18 protein-coding genes are annotated in these 16,899 nt (G+C 70.1%); 9 read left to right on the forward strand and 9 right to left on the reverse strand.

Translation table 11 applies throughout. From position 1 onward, the window contains the following. Window positions 1–1,662: NHL repeat-containing protein (locus BMW88_RS13870; RefSeq protein ID WP_483868429.1), on the reverse strand; the 1,662-nt coding region annotated here is incomplete at its 3' end. A 187-nt stretch (window positions 1,663–1,849) separates the two neighbouring features. Here BMW88_RS13870 and BMW88_RS13875 point away from each other — a divergent pair. Further along, window positions 1,850–2,494: a hypothetical protein gene (locus BMW88_RS13875; protein ID WP_089951126.1), complete on the forward strand. Its 645-nt coding sequence runs from the start codon at window positions 1,850–1,852 to the stop codon at window positions 2,492–2,494. A 179-nt stretch (window positions 2,495–2,673) separates the two neighbouring features. Here the strand turns inward: BMW88_RS13875 and BMW88_RS13880 are convergent, their stop codons facing one another. Both BMW88_RS13880 and BMW88_RS13885 read right to left on the reverse strand, forming a co-directional pair. Next, a complete protein-coding gene (locus BMW88_RS13880; RefSeq protein WP_218148056.1) occupies window positions 2,674–3,345 on the reverse strand; it encodes a fibronectin type III domain-containing protein in 672 nt (223 codons plus the stop codon). Further along, window positions 3,342–3,944, reverse strand: coding sequence for a polysaccharide lyase family protein (locus BMW88_RS13885; protein WP_089951127.1), 603 nt, complete (start codon window positions 3,942–3,944; stop codon window positions 3,342–3,344). The genes BMW88_RS13880 and BMW88_RS13885 overlap by 4 nt, the downstream gene beginning before the upstream one ends. 79 nt (window positions 3,945–4,023) lie before the next feature. Between BMW88_RS13885 and BMW88_RS13890 the strand changes: the two genes are divergently transcribed. Then, the gene (locus BMW88_RS13890; RefSeq protein WP_089951128.1) at window positions 4,024–4,911 is read left to right on the forward strand and encodes a LysR substrate-binding domain-containing protein; all 888 of its coding nucleotides are present in this window, start codon (window positions 4,024–4,026) and stop codon (window positions 4,909–4,911) included. Here the strand turns inward: BMW88_RS13890 and BMW88_RS13895 are convergent. After that, on the reverse strand, window positions 4,814–5,677 hold the full coding sequence (locus BMW88_RS13895; protein WP_089951335.1) for an EamA family transporter: 864 nt from the start codon (window positions 5,675–5,677) through the stop codon (window positions 4,814–4,816). The two genes, BMW88_RS13890 and BMW88_RS13895, sit on opposite strands and share 98 nt — an antisense overlap. Window positions 5,678–5,770: 93 nt before the next feature. On the opposite strand from BMW88_RS13895, the gene BMW88_RS13900 reads away from it, so the two are divergent. Next, a complete protein-coding gene (locus tag BMW88_RS13900; protein WP_089951129.1) occupies window positions 5,771–6,679 on the forward strand; it encodes an RluA family pseudouridine synthase in 909 nt (302 codons plus the stop codon). On the opposite strand, the gene BMW88_RS13905 is transcribed toward BMW88_RS13900, so the two are convergent. The 3 genes from BMW88_RS13905 to BMW88_RS13915 form a co-directional block, all read right to left on the reverse strand. Continuing rightward, window positions 6,674–7,567: a phosphotransferase family protein gene (locus BMW88_RS13905; protein ID WP_177221095.1), complete on the reverse strand. Its 894-nt coding sequence runs from the start codon at window positions 7,565–7,567 to the stop codon at window positions 6,674–6,676. The genes BMW88_RS13900 and BMW88_RS13905 overlap by 6 nt on opposite strands. A gap of 166 nt (window positions 7,568–7,733) precedes the next feature. Further along, window positions 7,734–10,928: a GH92 family glycosyl hydrolase gene (locus BMW88_RS13910; RefSeq protein WP_089951131.1), complete on the reverse strand. Its 3,195-nt coding sequence runs from the start codon at window positions 10,926–10,928 to the stop codon at window positions 7,734–7,736. Window positions 10,929–11,001: 73 nt separating this feature from the next. Further along, window positions 11,002–11,436, reverse strand: coding sequence for a hypothetical protein (locus BMW88_RS13915; protein WP_089951132.1), 435 nt, complete (start codon window positions 11,434–11,436; stop codon window positions 11,002–11,004). A 58-nt stretch (window positions 11,437–11,494) separates the two neighbouring features. Here BMW88_RS13915 and BMW88_RS13920 point away from each other — a divergent pair, with 58 nt between their 5' ends. The 4 genes from BMW88_RS13920 to BMW88_RS13935 all read left to right on the forward strand — a co-directional run bounded on the left by BMW88_RS13920 (window position 11,495) and on the right by BMW88_RS13935 (window position 14,409). Then, window positions 11,495–11,878, forward strand: a complete 384-nt coding sequence (locus BMW88_RS13920; protein WP_089951133.1) for a VOC family protein — start codon at window positions 11,495–11,497, stop codon at window positions 11,876–11,878. 115 nt (window positions 11,879–11,993) lie between these two features. Then, on the forward strand, window positions 11,994–12,683 hold the full coding sequence (locus BMW88_RS13925; protein WP_089951134.1) for a chitinase: 690 nt from the start codon (window positions 11,994–11,996) through the stop codon (window positions 12,681–12,683). Between the two features lie 131 nt (window positions 12,684–12,814). Continuing rightward, window positions 12,815–13,867 (forward strand): chitinase, encoded by a 1,053-nt coding sequence (locus BMW88_RS13930; protein ID WP_425434656.1) that lies wholly within the window; start codon window positions 12,815–12,817, stop codon window positions 13,865–13,867. 53 nt (window positions 13,868–13,920) lie between these two features. Continuing rightward, window positions 13,921–14,409 (forward strand): DinB family protein, encoded by a 489-nt coding sequence (locus BMW88_RS13935; RefSeq protein WP_089951136.1) that lies wholly within the window; start codon window positions 13,921–13,923, stop codon window positions 14,407–14,409. 40 nt (window positions 14,410–14,449) lie between these two features. Here the strand turns inward: BMW88_RS13935 and BMW88_RS13940 are convergent, their stop codons facing one another. Continuing rightward, window positions 14,450–14,728: a mycoredoxin gene (locus BMW88_RS13940; RefSeq protein ID WP_089951137.1), complete on the reverse strand. Its 279-nt coding sequence runs from the start codon at window positions 14,726–14,728 to the stop codon at window positions 14,450–14,452. Between the two features lie 282 nt (window positions 14,729–15,010). Here BMW88_RS13940 and BMW88_RS13945 point away from each other — a divergent pair, with 282 nt between their 5' ends. Continuing rightward, complete coding sequence (locus BMW88_RS13945; RefSeq protein WP_089951138.1) at window positions 15,011–15,634, forward strand: DUF4360 domain-containing protein; 624 nt, start codon at window positions 15,011–15,013, stop codon at window positions 15,632–15,634. A gap of 58 nt (window positions 15,635–15,692) precedes the next feature. After that, complete coding sequence (locus BMW88_RS13950) at window positions 15,693–16,337, forward strand: DUF4360 domain-containing protein (protein WP_089951139.1); 645 nt, start codon at window positions 15,693–15,695, stop codon at window positions 16,335–16,337. A 146-nt stretch (window positions 16,338–16,483) separates the two neighbouring features. On the opposite strand, the gene BMW88_RS13955 is transcribed toward BMW88_RS13950, so the two are convergent. Next, window positions 16,484–16,810: a hypothetical protein gene (locus tag BMW88_RS13955; protein ID WP_089951140.1), complete on the reverse strand. Its 327-nt coding sequence runs from the start codon at window positions 16,808–16,810 to the stop codon at window positions 16,484–16,486. Window positions 16,811–16,899: the final 89 nt, after the last annotated feature.

Raw genomic sequence — 16,899 nt, forward strand, 5'->3', positions numbered from 1 at the left:
CGGGGTGTTCGGGGGCGGGGTGTTCGGCGGGGGCGTGTTGGGCGGCGGGGTGTTCGGCGCCGTCACCGTGAACGCCGCCATGCCCGCGGCACCGGCCTGCGTCGCCGTCGACGCCCGCACCGTCACGTCCAGCCTGCCGCTCGTGCAGAAGGTGGACCCCGTGCAGGGCACCGACAGGTCCGTCGACGTACCGCTCACCTGGGCCGACACCGAGCCGCCGGAGAACGAGCCGGAGCCCGCCACCGTGTAGCCGACGACCGGGTCGGTGGAGGAGACCGCGCTCCAGCTCACCGTCACGACCAGCGCCGAGGCCGAGCGCGACTTCTCCCGCACCGTGACACCGGCGGGCGCGGGCGGAGCCGCCGCGCCGGACGAGGAGGGCGGCGTCGACGCCGGAGCCGACGACGGCGCCGGCGGCACCTCGGTGGTCGGGCCGTTGCCCACGCCGGGGTGGCGCGGCGGCTTCACCGGCTCGTTCGGGTTCGGCGGCGGGGGCGGCGGCACGGACGGCGGCGGCGAGCGGTCCGGGTCCTTCACCGGCAGCTCGGGGCTGCGGATCGTCAGCGACCGCGTCGCGCCGTCGGAGTCGACCAGCACGCCTGTCGAGGAACCCGGCACGTTCACGAACAGCCGGCCGTCGTCGAACACCAGCTCGGGGTCGGACCCGCCGGACGTGCGCACGTCGTCGCCGCCGCGCCGGCCGCCGCGGTCGAGCACGACGACCTTGCCGGATCCCTTGCACGGCACGTAGACCTTGTCGCGGAAGACCGCCGGCCGCCCCGGCTTCGGGCAGCCCATGGCACCGACGTCGACGCGCAGGACGTCGCGCCCGACGACGAGCACCACGGCCGAGGACGACGGCACCGACGCGGGCACGAGGTCGAGCGGCGAGGACTGCGCCGCGATCACCTCGGCGTCCGAGCGGTCGGTCGACGACGCCACGTCCTCACCCGTGCCGTCGCGCACCACGACACCGCCGTCGAGGCCGATCAGCGTGACGCCCTGGTCGTGCGGGACGAGCACGGTGCGCGGTCCCGCGCCGGTGACCGCCCGCTGCGAGCGCTCCTGGAAGCGCTGCTCGTCGTCGGACCAGTCGAGCGACCTCAGGGTCCCGCCGTGGTCGACGAGCCACAGCACGCCGCGCTCGTCCACCACGGCGTCCGCGAGCGGCTGACCGGCCTGCCACGTCTGCCCGACGTCGGCGAGCGTCAGCGGGTCCGCGGTGTGCACGGTGCCGCTCGCGCGGTCGACGACGAACACCATCCCGTTCGCCACCAGCACCTTGCTCGTCGCGCCGGGAGGTGCCTGCCGGCGACCGGACGCGAGCAGCGTGGCCAGGTCGACGACGGTGATCTCGCCGGTCCGCCGGTTCAGCACGATCAGGCGGCCGTCGGACTGGGCGATCTCGAGCTGCGAGTCCGGCCCGCTGATCTGCAGGCGGGTCTGCGGCTTGCCCGACATCGGGTTGACCTGCACGACCTCGCCGCGCTGGTCGTCACCGAGCCAGGTGAGCCCGTCGGACACCGCGACAGACGTCCGGGAGATCCCCTGCCCGAGCGCGGCGCCCGCGAGCACCAGCACACCCAGCAGTGCCGCGGCGAAACTCGCCGACTCCCGCCCTCCACCGGAGATAATGCGTCTGATCCGGTGCCACCAAGACATACCGCGCCCTCCCTCGCCCGCCGGGATGCTAACCCCCGGCTATGACAACTTCGGACGGCGCACGGTTCCCGGATCGCCCGGTCAGCCGACTGGCAGACATCAGGAACGGTGATGACTGCGGCCTGCCAGTTCCGAAAACCGAATGGCGTTACGCCGAACCGGTCAACACATAGGGCAGAGTGGTCGTATGGAGATCCCCGGCATGGGACTTGCCAGGCAGGCGCTCGGCGCCGCGCTCGACACGACGGCCGCCGCCGCCGCGGTCCCGGGGCGCGTGCTGGACCTGATCGGCGAGGTCGAACGGCTGGTCCGCAAGGTCAACGGCACGATCGACGCCGTCGACGGCGTCGTGCAGAAGGCCGACGCCCTGATCGACCGCACGGCGGACGTGGTGGCGGACGCGGAGAAGACCGTGGTGGAGGTCCGCGCGATCACGGCGAGCGCGAGCGACGTCGCTGAGCGGGCCGGAGTGGTCGTGGCCGCGGCGGGCCGGACCGCGGACACGGCGAACGAGCTGATCGGCATCTACGAGCCCATCGCGAAGCAGGCGCAGCCGCTCGCGCAGCGGTTCGTGGAGGAGCTCTCGCCGCACGAGGTGGAGGCCGCGATCAAGCTCATCGACGAGCTGCCGGTGCTGACCGAGCACCTGACCAGCGACATCCTGCCGATCCTCGCCACGCTCGACAAGGTCGGTCCCGAGGTGCACCAGCTCCTGGAGGTCACCAGCGACATGCGCCAGGCCATCCTCGGCATCCCCGGTTTCGGGTTCATGCGCCGCCGCGGCGAGAAAAAAGAAGAGGAGGAAGGTGTGAACGAGGCCGAGAACGGGTAGCCCACTCTCCATGACCTCTCGCGCGCACGACGACCAACTCACGTGGTGGCTGCTCAGCGGCGTTTTCGGCCTGCTGTCCCTGATCGACATCGGCCTCGCCCTCACCGAACGCGCGTCCTGGCCCTACGCGCTCGCGGCGCTGCTGCTCGCCGCGAGCGCGTGGTGCGCCAGACACGCGCTCAGACCTTCCCCGTCCTCTGGTGGGTCAGGTTCGACGGTGCCCCGAACCGGAAGGCCCGCACCCGATACGTCGCGGTTTTCTCGTCTGGGAGTGTGATCAGCCCGAACGAGGTGACGTCCGGGTCGAGCCTGGCCGCGACGCGGTAGTCCGCCGCGCCTTCCGGCTTGAGCTCGACCAGGTACCCCTCCTCGCCTTCCGCGCGGTCCTCCCACGTGAGGAGGATCCCGTTGGCGTGCTTCACCTCCGCCACCAGCCGTCCCGGCGCCGCCTCTGGTGAGGACAGCGGGTGCGCACCCCCGCCGCTGCCGCGCGGCCGCGCCCACTCGTGCCCGTCGGTCTCCGGCACCTCGTCACCGGGCGGCAGGGCGATGTCCACAGTGGCCGACGCGGGCCCGTGCACCGGCCGGACCCGGTAGTAGAACGGCGTGTCCGGGATCAGGTCCGGGTGCCGGTAGGAGCCGCGCGAGGGAGGCGCGAACTCCAGGACCACGTAGTCGCCGCCGGCCGCGTTCGCGTACTCGACGACCTGTCCGGCCGCCCCCGCCTCCGGACGCCAGCGCAGCGCCACGTCGACCGGCGAGGTCAGCTCGGACGTCAGCACGGGGTCCGGCCGCTCCTGGCCGCAGGCAGCCAGGAACAGCAGTCCCACCAGGGTGAGGCGCCGGATCACTTGCGCCAGAACCGGACGTTGCTCCAGACGACCGTGGCAGGTCCTTGACCGCTGGACGTCCGATACGCGCCGAACTTGTCGTAGAAGCTCGTGCCCGAGCTCGCATAGGTGTGCTTGCGCGAGCCGTTGATGTACGTGCGGTGTTCCGTGGCCGTGTTGTGCACGGTGTTCACGCGCACTGTCGTGCCGACCGTCGCGCCGGTGGCGATGGTGTCGCCCCCGTGCACGGCGTAGAGCCGGCCGCCGCGTTCCACGGCGAGCATCCAGAACGGTCCCGCGGTGGGGGCCTCGCGGAACGTCTGCTTGAGACTGACGCGGGTGCCGCCGAGACTCGTGATCCGGAAGCTCCCCTCGAACTGCCGCGTGCCGCCGGTGTAGGTGGCGTACCGGCGCTCGGCGCGCTGGTCACCGCTCGCGGTCGAGCAGGTGAGCTGGAACGTCAGGCCGCTGACGGTGCCGCAGCCGCGTTCCTGCACGGTGAACGAAGGCGAGTAGCCGGTCCACGGACCGGTTTCGACCTGGGCCCGCGCGGGTGATCCCGCCACGAGCAGACCGGTTGCCAGTGCGAGCCCGGCGGTGGTGCGGAGCCGTTTCGCCATACCGGAACCTCCTCAAGACGTGCTGAGGACAGCACGTTTCTCAGGGGGCGGTGACGGCAGCGTAGCCGATAATGATCGGATGTTCGACCTCCACCGCCTGCGGCTGCTGCGCGAACTGTCCCAGCGGGGCACGCTCGCCGCGGTCGCGCAGGCGCTGAACTACAGCCCGTCGTCGGTGTCGCAGCAGCTCTCGTTGCTGGAGACCGAGGTCGGCGTGCCGCTGCTGGAACCGGTCGGCCGCCGGGTCAAGCTCACCCCGCAGGCCGAGATCCTGGTGCGGCACACCGAGGAGGTGCTCGCGCGGCTGGAACGGGCGGAGTCGGAGGTCGCCGCGTCGCTGCACGAGGTCACCGGGACGCTGCGGGTCGCGACGTTCCAGACGGCGGCGCTGGCGCTGATCCCGGCGACGCTCGCCCGCATGCGCGACGAGCACCCGGCGTTGCGGATCGAGTTCCAGGTGCTCGACCCCTCGGAGGCGTTGTCCGGCCTGAACGCCCGCGACTTCGACCTCGTGTTCCTGGAGGAGTGGCCCGACCAGCCGCAGGCCCGGTTCTCCTCGCTGGAGTACCGGGAGCTGATCAGGGACCCGATCCGGCTGGCCGTCCCGCGCGGCCTGCCGGTGAGCGAGATCCGCTCCTCCCCGTGGATCATGGAGACCGCCGGCATGCCGCAGCGGTTCTTCAACCTGAACTGGTGCCGCCACCACGGTTTCGAGCCGGACGTGCGCTTCTCGTCGGTCGACGTGCTGGTGAAGCTGCGCTTCGTGGAGCGGGGGCTCGCGGTCGCGCTGCTGCCGGACCTGGTCTGGTACGACCGCGAGATCACCGTCGACCTGCACGAGCTGCCGGAGCCGATGTCCCGGCTGCTGTTCACCGCGGCACGGGCAGGGCGGGGTCAGCACCCGGCGGTGCGGGCGTTTCGCGAGGCGCTGGAGCTGGCCGCAGCGCCGCTCCGGCACCAGCCGTGATCACCAGCGCGATGGCGGCCAGCGAGACGACGCCCAGGCGCTGGCCCAGCAGCACCGCGCCGGCGAGCGCGGCCGCGGCCGGCTCCAGGGCCAGCACGACGCCGAACGTGGTGGGCCGCAACGACTTCAGCGCCCTGATCTCCAGCGTGTACGGGATCACGGACGCGAGCAGCGCCACCAGCGTGCCGAACAGCAGCACCCGCGGCTCGACCAACGTGGCACCGGCCGTCGAGAGCCCGTACGGCAAGGTCAGCGCGGCGGCGACCAGACTCGCCGCGGCGAGACCGCCGGTGCCGAGCCCCGCCGTCGCGAGCCTGCGCCCGGCGAGCACGTACCCGGCCCAGAACGCGGCCGCCACCAGCGCGAGCGCCACGCCGATCAGGTCGAGCGCCGCGCCGGTGTGCTCGCGCACGCCCAGCACGACGACGCCGGCGAGCGCCAGCCCGACCCACACGAAGTCCCTGGGCCGCCTGCTCAACGCCGCCGCCAGCCCGAGCGGCCCGAGGAACTCGATCGTCACCGCCACGCCGAGCGGGATCCGTTCGAGCGCCAGGTAGAACGTGCCGTTCATGCCGGCCATGGTCATCCCGAGCACGAGCGCCTCCTGGCGGAACCTCGGTCGCACGAGGACCGCCAGCACCAGTGCGGCGATGCTCAGGCGCAGCGCCGTGGCGCCCGGCGCCCCGATCTGCGCGAAGAGCCGGCTGGCGAAAGCCGCGCCGAACTGCAGTGAGACGACCGAACCGAGAACCAGGAAACCCGCCATGCGGTCAGCGTCGCCGACCACATCCGATCGGTAAAGCGGATGTTTCCGAGCGATATCGATCGGCTTTTCCGAACATTTAGACTGGCCGGTGCGATGAGACGCAAACCTTCCTCCCCCCTCCCCCAGCGCCACGGCCTGGACGCGGCCCGCCTGAAGCTGCCGGCGGACGGCCCGTGGCCGTCGCTGCGCGACCACCTGGTGGAACGCCTGCCGCGGGTGGAGCCGGCGCGCATCGAGGAGATGCTGCGCGAAGAACGGATCTGGAGCGTCTCCGGGCCCTTGGGCATCGACGCGCCGTTCGTCCCCGACAGCTACATCTGGTTCCACCGCGACCTGCCCGTCGAGGTACCCGTCCCGTTCGAGGTGGGCGTGGTCCACCAGGACGACGACATCGTGGTGGCCGACAAACCGCACTTCCTCGCGACGATCCCGCGCGGCAGCCACGTCATGCAGACCGCGCTGGTGAAGCTGCGCGACTCGCTGGGCCTGCCCGAGCTGTCCCCCGCGCACCGGCTCGACCGCGTCACGGCCGGTCTCGTGCTGTTCGTCGTGCGGCGCGAGCTGCGCGGCAAGTACCAGACGATGTTCCGCGACCGGTCGGTGGAGAAGGAGTACGAGGCCATCGCCCCGTACGACCCGGCGCTGGAGCTGCCGCGGGTCGTGCGTTCGCGGATCGTCAAGGAACGCGGGATCATCACCGCGTTCGAGGTCGACGGCGAACCGAACGCCGAGACCCACGTGGCGCTCGCGGAGCACCGCGGTGGCGTGGGCCGCTACCGCCTCAAGCCGCTGACCGGCCGCACCCACCAGCTGCGCCTGCACATGTCCGGTCTCGGCGTGCCGATCGTGAACGACGACTTCTACCCGGTGCTGCGGGAACGACCGCTCGACGACTTCTCCTCGCCGCTGCAGCTCCTGGCCCGCACGCTGTCCTTCGTGGACCCGATCTCGGGGGTGCGGCGCTCCTTCACGTCGCGGCTGTCGTTGTCCACCTGGTCATGACACGTGCGTGCGGACCGTCCCGATCGGCTGCGGCTCCCAGATCCGGCTCATCCGCTCGTGCAGGCGCGCGGCGAGCGCGCTCGTCTTCGGGTGCGTCTCGGTGAACGTCGCCACGACCCGCGTGCGGTACAGCAGCCGGCCGCGCGCGGTCGTGCTGTACCAGAACCAGTCCTCGTCGAGGACCTTGGCGAGGTGGTCGGTGCCGTCGCGTTCGGAGCGCTGCACCAGGGCGTCGCCCTGCACGAGCCACCGCACGCACGCGTCCTCGAGCCCTTCGACGTGCCCGCGTTCGGCGAAGTAGGCCTGCTCGGCGGCTTCCCGCAGCTCCCGGGGCGTCTCCGTGACCGTCGCGCAGGTCGGGAACCCGATGCGGAGGTAGACCAGCTCGGTGACCCCGTCACCGAGCGCCGCGCCTTCGAGGTCGACGAACCGGGCACCCCGCTCGGTGTACATGTCGTTGCCGGGGCACGGGTCGCCGTGCAGCAGGTCGAACTTCCCGGTGTCCTCGAACGCGAGCTCGTCCTCGGCGCCGCCGATCTCGACGCCCAGCGCCCGCGCGAACCGCAGGAACGGCTCGGGGTCGGGCACCTCCTGGCGGGGCAGGAGCCCGGCGTGGCCCGGCCCGGTGGCCATGTGCAGCCGCGCGAGGCCGCGGGCGTAGTCGACCACCCAGTCCTCGGCTGGCGGGTCGGAGCGCAGCCGTTCGAGCACCACGGTCCTGGTGTCCGGGTCGACGTCGAGGACGCGGGGCACCACACCGGTGTGCTCGGCCAGCCGCAGGGCGGTGACTTCCCGGTCGAACGCCGCCGGGTCGCCGATCACCTGCTTGACGATCCGGTCACCGTCCGCCCAGACGCGCGAGCGCCGGCCGCTGGGGAGGAGTTCCACGCCGCCAGTATCGCGGGTCGTGGACTTCGTCGTGGTCCGGGCAGGACCGGGGCCGGTGGGGACGACGCCGAGCCGCCCGTGAGCGGCTCGGCGTCGTCCCGGTCGAGTTCGACGGCGATCTCCCGCCCGCACATCCCGCGCGCGCAGGAGATCGCCGAGATCATCCTCAGGCGAGGGTGATCGCGTACAGCTCCACCCGCGGGTCGTCCGGCAGCGTCACCGAACGCACCGTCTTCGTCGCGTCCAGGCGCAACGACTGGCCGAACAACCGGACCGGCGGCCCGTCGACGCCCTGCCCCGCCTTGATCCGGTGCGGCATCTCCAGCACGGCGAGCCCGCCGCCCGCCCAGTCGGGCACCGTGGCCGCCACCTCGGCCGAGGTGCCGTCGGTGTACCAGACGGTGAACCCGGCGGACACCGGGCCGTTGTGCGACGACCCCACGAAGTGCAGCCAGGAGAACTGGCCGCCCGGCAGCAGCAGGGCCTGCCCCCGCGCCTCCACGAAGTTCGGCGCGGTACCGGTCGGATCCGGTGCCTGGTAGGTGATGCCGCCCCACGTCACGGGCCCCTTGGCGGGCAGCAGGGCGGCGTCGTAGCTCCAGCCGCCGCCGTCGAAGTCACCGGACGCGGAGTCGGCGACCGTGGCGGTGCCGTCGTGGTTGAGCTCCGGCGTCACGTCGACCGAGCACGTCGAGAACGCGCACACCGCGGCCGGTTTGATCTCGATGACGGCCTTCACCGCCACCGACTCGACCCGCGCGGACACCTCGTAGGAGCCCGGAGCCGCACCGGCGGGCACCGACACCGTCAGCGGCACCGTCCTCTGCGTGGGCAGGTGCCGCGACACGATGACGAACGGCCTGGCGCCGCTCACCTGCCAGCCGGCGGGCGCGGTCACCTCCGGCCGCACGGACGTCGCGCCCGGCGCCTGCGCCAGCACGTCGAGCTGCAGCGTCAGCGACTGCGCGGCGTCCGAGGTAGGCAGCACGATCTCGGAGTTGCGCAGCGACGCGGACACCGCCCGGCGCGGGTCGGCGTTGCCGTCGTTGAGCGACGGCGGCTCGTCCGAACGCCCGGTGCCCCACGACGACGGCTTCGAGGACACCTCGTGGGTGAGCTTCCCGCCGCGCTGCAACGAGGTCCACGACAGCCAGGTCTTGCGGACGTCGCGGCCGCCGAAGGACACGCTCTTGATGTAGCGGTTGGTGTCGGAGACCCCGCGCGCCGACACGGTCAGCGTCCCGCCCTGGGTGCCGTGCTGTCCGATCCGGACGGTGGCCGACTCGAACTGCGGCGAGGACAGCGCGAGGAAGTCGGCCCCGTTGAACGTCGGGTACAGGCCCAGCGACGAGAAGACGTACCAGGCCGACATCGTGCCCAGGTCGTCGTTGCCGGTCATGCCGTCCGGTCCCGTGGTGAACAGGGTCATCGCCGCGCGCACGACCGTCGCGGTCTTCGACGGCGTGCCCGTCCACAGGTACATGTACGGCGCGAGCAGGTCGGGCTCGTTGTTCGGGTTGTAGGTCGGCTTGCCGTAGTAGTCGTACGGCTCGGTGATCCAGTCCTTCCGCGCGGTGCCCGCCGGGTCCACGAGCAGCTTGCCGTAGGCGAAGAACGAGTCGAGCCGCTTCTCCGTCTCCCGGCGGCCGCCCATCAGCGACACCAGTCCGGCCGGGTCCTGCGGGACGAGCCACTGGTACTGGTAGGCGCCGCCCTCGTGGAACTGGTGCGAGGCGTCGACGGGGTTGTACGGCGTGAGCCACGTGCCGGCGGTGGTCCGCGGCCGGAACTGGCCGATGGAGGAGTCCCACAGGTTGCGGTACCACTGGCCGCGGTCGGCGAACAGGCGCGCGTCCTCCCGCTTGCCCAGGCCCTTGGCCATCAACGCGAGCGACGCGTCCGCCGCCGAGTACTCCAGCGTGGCCGAGGCCGGGTGCACGCAGTCGTTGTCGCCGCCCTTGTGCGCGCAGTCCTCGCCGAGCTCCAGACCGGACGGGATGTAGCCGCGGTCGGAGTAGTACCGCACGCCCGAGCGGCCGTTGTAGGGCGAGTCGGCGGGCGGCAGTGACAGGGCGTTCTTGCGCAACAGCTGGTAGGTCTCCTCCTCGTACCCGCGCAGCAGCCCCTTCGACCAGGCCTCGACGAGGAACGGCGTGACCGGGTCGCCGGTCATGATGTTGGTCTCGGAGGAGGCCAGCGCCCAGCGCGGCAGCCACCCCCCGTCCCGGCCGCTGGCCACGACGGACAGCGCGACGTCCCGGGCCACGCGGGGTTCGAGGATCTGCAAGAGCTGGTTCTGCGGCCGGTAGGTGTCCCAGAGCGAGAAGTTCTGGTAGGGCGTGAAGCCCGACGCCGTGCGCACCTGGTTGTCGAAGCCCAGGTACTTGCCGTCGACGTCACCGGCGAGGTTCGGGTGCAGCACCGAGTGGTAGAGCGCGGTGTAGAAGGCGACCTGCCGGTCGCGCGGCCCGCCGGACACCCGCACGGCGTCCAGCTGCTTCTTCCACACCTCCTTCGCGGCGTTGACCGTGCCGTCGAAGTCGTAGGTGGGAGCCTCCGCCGCGAGGTTCTTCCGCGCGCCGTCGAGGCCGGTGTAGGACAGGCCGATCTTGAGCACCACGTCGCGGTCGGCCGAGGCGTCGAAGGTCACCCAGGCGCCGTTCCCGCCGGTGCCGGCGGCGTCCCGCGAGCCGGGCGTGGGAGCGTTCCCCCGCCAGGAGCCGAACGACGCGAACGGCCGGTCGAACGACGCCGTGAAGTACACGGTGTGCTCGTCCTTGCCCGCGCAGAACCGGCCGTTGCGCACCCGGCCCTCGATGGTCCGGTCACCGACGACGTGGATCTCCGAGTCGAGCACGGTCTGGTTGGACCGCCCGGTGTTGAACAGCACGTTGGCCGCGCCGGAGGCGGGGAACGTGTAGCGCTGCCAGCCCGTCCGCTGCGTGGCCGTGACCTCGGCGTTCACCCCGTACCGGGACAGCCCGACCCGGTAGTAGCCGGGCTGCGCGGCTTCGTCCGAATGGCTGAAGTCCGACTTGTAAGCGTTGATGTCAACGTTGTCAACGGACCCGACTGTCGGCATGACCGGCAGCTCGCCCATGACGCCGCAGCCCACGCCGGACAGGTGCGTCTGCGAGAAGCCGTAGATGGAGGTGGCCTTGTAGTCGTACCCGCCCTGCCCTCCCGTGTCCGGGCTGACCTGCACCATCCCGAACGGCACCGAGGCGCCCGGGAAGGTGTTGCCGAAGTTCTGCGTCCCCACGAAGGGGTTGACCAGGGACGAGGGCTCCTCGTCGGCCTGAGCCGCTTGCGCAGGGACTGTTAACGCCAGTAACAGTCCGGCTACCACCAGTGTCCGCATGAGAGGCAGTATTGCCTGATCGGCGCGTCGCCGACACCCCCCGCAAGTGCCGGCGACGCGGTGCGAGCCGTTCCTAGCAGCGTTTGGTGGAGTAAGCGATGAAGTTGTCGTCCTGCTGAACGCTGACCATGCCGTAGGCGGCGGTGCACTTGGACAACGTGTCGGCCGGCTTGCCCCACAGCTCCACAGGATCGAACTGGTTGCTGTTGCCGCCCTTGTAGGAGTCCGGGGTGCTGTCGCTCGAGCTGCTGTAGACGGCGATCGCGGTCTGCGTGATCCAGTGACGGCCCGTGGCGCGGAAGCTCTCCCACACGTAGACGTAGGAGTAGTTCGACCCGCACCCGGCGAACTGCTTCACCGAGGCGATGGTGTCGCCTCGCCACTTGACGTGCCCGGTCGACCCGATCTGCGCGGCGCTGGCGCAGCCGGGCGGCGTCTCCGCGGTGGCGACACCGGGAAAGACGAAACCGAGCAGCACGAGCGCGACGGCGATGATTCCCCTCTTCATGCGGGGAATCATCATGATCGGCGCTGACAACTCCCTGACACGCGAGTAGGCATGACACATGCCCGTGCAGCTCAACCACACCATCGTCCACGCCACCGACCAGGAACGCTCGGCGCGCTTCCTCACCGAGCTCCTCGGCCTGCCGGACCCGGTCCGCTTCGGCCCGTTCCTCGTCGTCGAGGTCGCGAACGGCGTCTCCCTCGACTACCTGACCAGCCAGGCCCCGATCACCGGGCAGCACTACGCGTTCCTGGTGACCGAGGAGGAGTTCGACCAGATCTTCGGCCGCATCCGGGAACGCGGCCTCGACCACTGGGCCGACCCGCACCACTCGCAACCCGGCCGGATCAACCACCACGACGGCGGACGCGGCGTCTACTGGGACGACCCGGACGGCCACGCGCTGGAGATCATCACCAGGCCCTACGGCTCCGGCGCCTAGACCAACCGGCTCAACCCGGCAAAGGTATAGACCACCTCTTGTGCTCGGAGTCCTTCCCTGCCACCGTGAGAGCGGTAACACAGTGGGCGCGCCGATGCTCCGAGGAGTTGGTCCCATGTTCAGGACACGCGCCGCCGCCCTGATCGTCGCGTTGCTCGGCGTCCTCACGCCCGCGCAACCGGCGACGGCGGCGCCCTTCATCGTCACCGAGGCGCAGTTCAACCAGATGTTCCCGTCCCGCAACGGCTTTTACACCTACAGCGGCCTGAGGAACGCGATGAGCTCGTTCGGCTCGTTCGCGAACCAGGGCAGCGAGACGGTGAAGAAGCAGGAACTGGCGGCGTTCCTCGCGAACGTCTCGCACGAGACCGGCGGGCTCGTGCACATCCGCGAGATCAACCAGAGCGGCGACTACTGCGACGAGAGCCAGTCGTACGGTTGCCCCGCCGGAACCAGGGCCTACTACGGCCGCGGCCCGATCCAGTTGTCGTGGAACTTCAACTACAAGGCCGCGGGCGACCACCTGGGTCTCAACCTGCTGAACAACCCCGACCAGGTGGCCACCAACGCCACGACGTCGTGGAAAACCGCCATCTGGTACTGGATGACGCAGCACGGTCCCGGCACGATGACCCCGCACAACGCCATGGTCGGCTCGCGCGGGTTCGGCCAGACCATCCGCAGCATCAACGGTTCCCTGGAGTGCGACGGGAAGAACCCCGGCACGGTGGAGAGCCGCGTCTCGAAGTACCGGCAGTTCACCGGGATCATCGGCGTGGCCCAGGGGTCGAACCTCTACTGCTGACCGCGGGCAGAATGGTCTAGACCCTTGACTGGTCTGGACCACTGCTGCGAACCTCGGCACTGTTCACGTCCTTGTTCCATCCGAAGCGCACAGGCTCCAGGAGTGGAGGACTTTTGCTGAAAAAACGCATCTTGGCGTCTCTCGCGGCGGGTGTGATGGCGGCGGCATTGGCCGTCATCGCACCGACCGCCCCGTCCCAGGCGGAGGTGTCCGCGCAGGCGTGCACGTTCACCGACTGGGCGCAGGGCCAGTGGTACACCGCCGGTTCCATCGTGAGGTTCGAAGGCGCGTACTACATCGCCGAGCACGACAATCCCGGCTACAGCCCGACGGTCTCCACCTGGTACTGGGAGCCGACGAGCTGCGACGGCGGCGGAGCCCCCGGCGGGGGCGGTTGCACGTTCACCGACTGGGTGCAGGGCCAGTGGTACACCGCCGGCTCCATCGTCCGGTTCGAGGGCAACTACTACATCGCCGAGCACGACAACCCGGGCTACAGCCCCACGGTCTCCACCTGGTACTGGGAGCCGACGAGCTGTGACGGCGGCGGCGGCGGAAACCCCGGCGGCGGCAGCTTCGTCGTCAGCGAAGCCCAGTTCAACCAGATGTTCCCGGGGCGCAACAGCTTCTACTCCTACAGCGGGCTCGTGGACGCGATGAACTCGTTCCCCGCGTTCGCCAAGACGGGCAGCGACACCGTCAAGAAGCAGGAAGCCGCGGCGTTCCTCGCGAACGCGTCCCACGAGACCGGTGGCCTGGTCCACATCCGTGAGATCAACCAGGGCAACGACCTCTGCGACGAGAGCCGCCCCTACGGCTGCCCGGCCGGCACCTACGCCTACTACGGCCGCGGCCCGATCCAGCTGTCGTGGAACTTCAACTACAAGGCCGCGGGCGACTACCTGGGTCTCAACCTGCTGAACAACCCCGACCAGGTGGCCACCAACTCCGCGACCGCGTGGAAGACGGCGCTCTGGTACTGGACCACCCAGACCGGGCCGGGCACCATGACGCCGCACGCGGCGATGGTCAACTCGCGTGGTTTCGGCGAGACGATCCGCAGCATCAACGGTTCGCTCGAGTGCAACGGCGGCAACCCCGGCCAGGTCCAAAGCCGCGTCACGAAGTACCAGCAGATCACCGGGATCCTCGGGGTGACCCCCGGCGGGAACCTGTACTGCTAGAGGTCGGCCCCACCGGGACTTGAGGTGTCCTGGTCCGGCCACAGCTTGACTGCATGACCATGGAGCTCGACGAACTGCTGCACGAGCTGAACGACCAGCGCAGGACCTTCCGCGTCACCGTGCGGGGTCTGACCGCGGCTGACGCGGTCAAGCGCACGACCGTCAGCGAGCTCACGCTGGGTGGGTTGCTCAAGCACCTCACCCGGTGTGAGCGCACCTGGACGCACGTCCTCACCGAGCGGCCCCTCCCGCCTCCCGGCATGCTGGACCACGACCAGTACACCTGGTCCGGCCACGACTTCGAGGCGCTGCTCGCGTCCTACGACGAAGCGGTGCGCGCGACCGACGAGGCCGTGCGCACCGCTTCGCTGGACAAGCTCGTCGCACTGCCGCCCGCGCCGTGGGACCCGCACCCGGAACCCCTGTCCGTCCGGCGCATCGTGCTGCACCTGATCCGGGAGACCGCGCAGCACGCGGGCCACGCCGACATCATCAGGGAGGCCCTGGACGGTCAGTCGTCCACCGCGGCCCTGTACGAGTGACAGTTCAGGACGAGTGACGGCCCAGGACGAGTGACGGCGCTCAGGCCGCGAGCTGTTCCTTGACCTGGGCGAGCGACGGGTTGGTGAGCGCCGTGCCGTTCGGGAAGTGCACGGTCGGCACCGTGCGGTTGCCGCCGTTCACGCTCATCACGAAGTCCGCCGCACCGGGCGTCTCCTCGATGTTGATCTCGACGTACTCGATGCCCTCTCGGTCGAGCGAGCTCTTCAGGATCCGGCAGTAGCCGCACCACGAGGTGGAGTAGACGGTCAGCTGGTCGGGGGCCATCAGGGCGCACTCCTCGTCGTCGGGTGAAGTCATCAGTGTCAACGCCCGGCGGGGACGGCTTCTTCCCGGGGTGGCGCTGTGCCCCGCGCCACTCGGGCGGCCGGATCGTCAGACAATCGTCAGGTCAATTCCCGACACGGTGAGTGAGCATTGGTTCGCGCACGCCGCGAAATTTCGGGCGTGCAATTCGTCGTGCATCTCGGCGAAAGTCACCCACCATTTCAGTCACCCAATCGGCGGCCCGTCACCACGCGGAGTTTCCGATATCGTCTGCATTCCGCCGCCGCTACCGCACCTCGGAAAGAAAGGCTGGCCATGCTGAAAACGGTGGCGGCTACCGCCCTCGCGCTGTCCGCGGTCCTGACCGCGCCCGCCGCGAACGCGGTCGCAGACGTTCCCGATTTCGTCACGATCGATGTGGTCACCGTGAACGGTTCCGGTTGTCCCGCCGGCACCGCCGCGGTCGCGGCCGCGGACGACCGCACGGCGTTCACGGTCACCTACAGCCAGTACCTCGCCCAGGCGGGGCAGGGCTCCGGTCCCACCGACTTCCGCAAGAACTGCCAGCTCAACATCAAGGTGAGCTACCCGCAGGGCTTCACGTTCGGCATCGCGCAGGCGGACTACCGCGGTTTCGCCCACCTGCAGCAGGGTGCCACCGGAACGGAAAAGGGGAGCTACTACTTCCAGGGCATGTCCCAGGGTTCGAGCCGCACCCACAACTTCTCCGGCCCGAAGAGCGACAACTGGCAGGCGACCGACCGCGCCCAGGTGTCGGAAATCGTCTACGCGCCCTGCGGAGAAGTCCGCAACCTGAACATCAACACCGAACTGCGCGTGAACGCGGGAACCGCGTCGAAGGCCAACAGCTTCATGACGATGGATTCCACCGACAGCAGTGTGAGCACGAAGTACCAGTTCTCCTGGAAGCGCTGCTGACTCCAGGCACCAATGCCGCCGCCCGTTCATCGTCGGACCCCAGACGGAAAGGTGCCCCATGTTCACCACACTGGCCGCGGCCGCCCTCGCGTTGTCGACGATCATCATCCCGCCGGGCGGCGCCCCCGGCGACACTCCCCCGCCGGACCACATCACCATCGACGTCGTCACGATCAACGGGTCCGGCTGCCGGCCGGGAACGGCCGCGGTCGCCGTCAGCCCGGACAACAAGGCGTTCACCGTCACCTACAGCGAGTTCATGGCGCAGGTCGGTCCGCAGGCGCTGCCGACCGACTTCCGCAAGAACTGCCAGCTGAACCTGCGCGTCAACGTGCCGTCCGGCTTCACCTACGGCATCGCGTCGACCGACTACCGCGGTTTCGCGCACCTCGAGCGCGGCGCCACGGCCCTGGAGAAGGCCAACTACTACTTCCAGGGCATGTCGCAGACCGAGTACAAGCAGCACAACTACAAGGGTCCGTTCAGCGACGACTGGCAGGCGACGGACACGACCGACGTGGCCGCGATCGTCTACCACCCCTGCGGCGAGAAGAGAAATTTCAACATCAACACAGAGCTGCGGGTCATGGCGGGCACGTCCGACCCGAAGAAGGTCACCAGCTTCATCGCGATGGACTCCACCGACGGGTCCATCGAGACGACCTACCACTTCGCGTGGAAGACCTGCCCGCCCAAGCCGTAGCGGCTCCGCCCGGCGGCCTGCGCGGGCCTGCCGGTCGACGCCCGCGGATGATCAACGCATGCCCCGGAGCCCGCGAGGCGGGCCCGAACACCGCACTGTCCCCTGGTGTTCGGGCCCGCCTCGCGGCGGGCGAGCGGCTCCCGGTGCTACCGGCCGTCCGGCACCGACGGCGTGCAGAAGACCGCCAGCACGGTCTCGTCCTCGTCGTCCTCGCTCAGCTCGATGGAACCGCACTCGAACCTGGCCGAGCCGTGGTCGAGCAGGGTGAGCACCCCGCGGTCGTCCCGGTCTTCCTCCTCCTCGCTGGAACAACCGGCGGCGCTGATCGCGAACAAGCCGCCGTCGAGGTGCTCGATGTGCAACGTCCGCGCGCACGTCACGTGGAGGCCGGGCTCGGCCTGGGCCGCCGACGTCAGAACCCCGCAGGTCAGCAGCATGCTCACGCCGAGCGTGCCGACGATCAGTCGCTTCATCTTTCCTCCACATCGCGGACGTGCACGAGGCGCGGACCGGGCTGGACGCCGCGCTGGAGGTGGGGTTCCCGTGCCGGAGGCCGAGTGGT

The organism is Lentzea xinjiangensis, from assembly GCF_900110955.1.
Lineage (GTDB): Bacteria > Actinomycetota > Actinomycetes > Mycobacteriales > Pseudonocardiaceae > Lentzea > Lentzea xinjiangensis.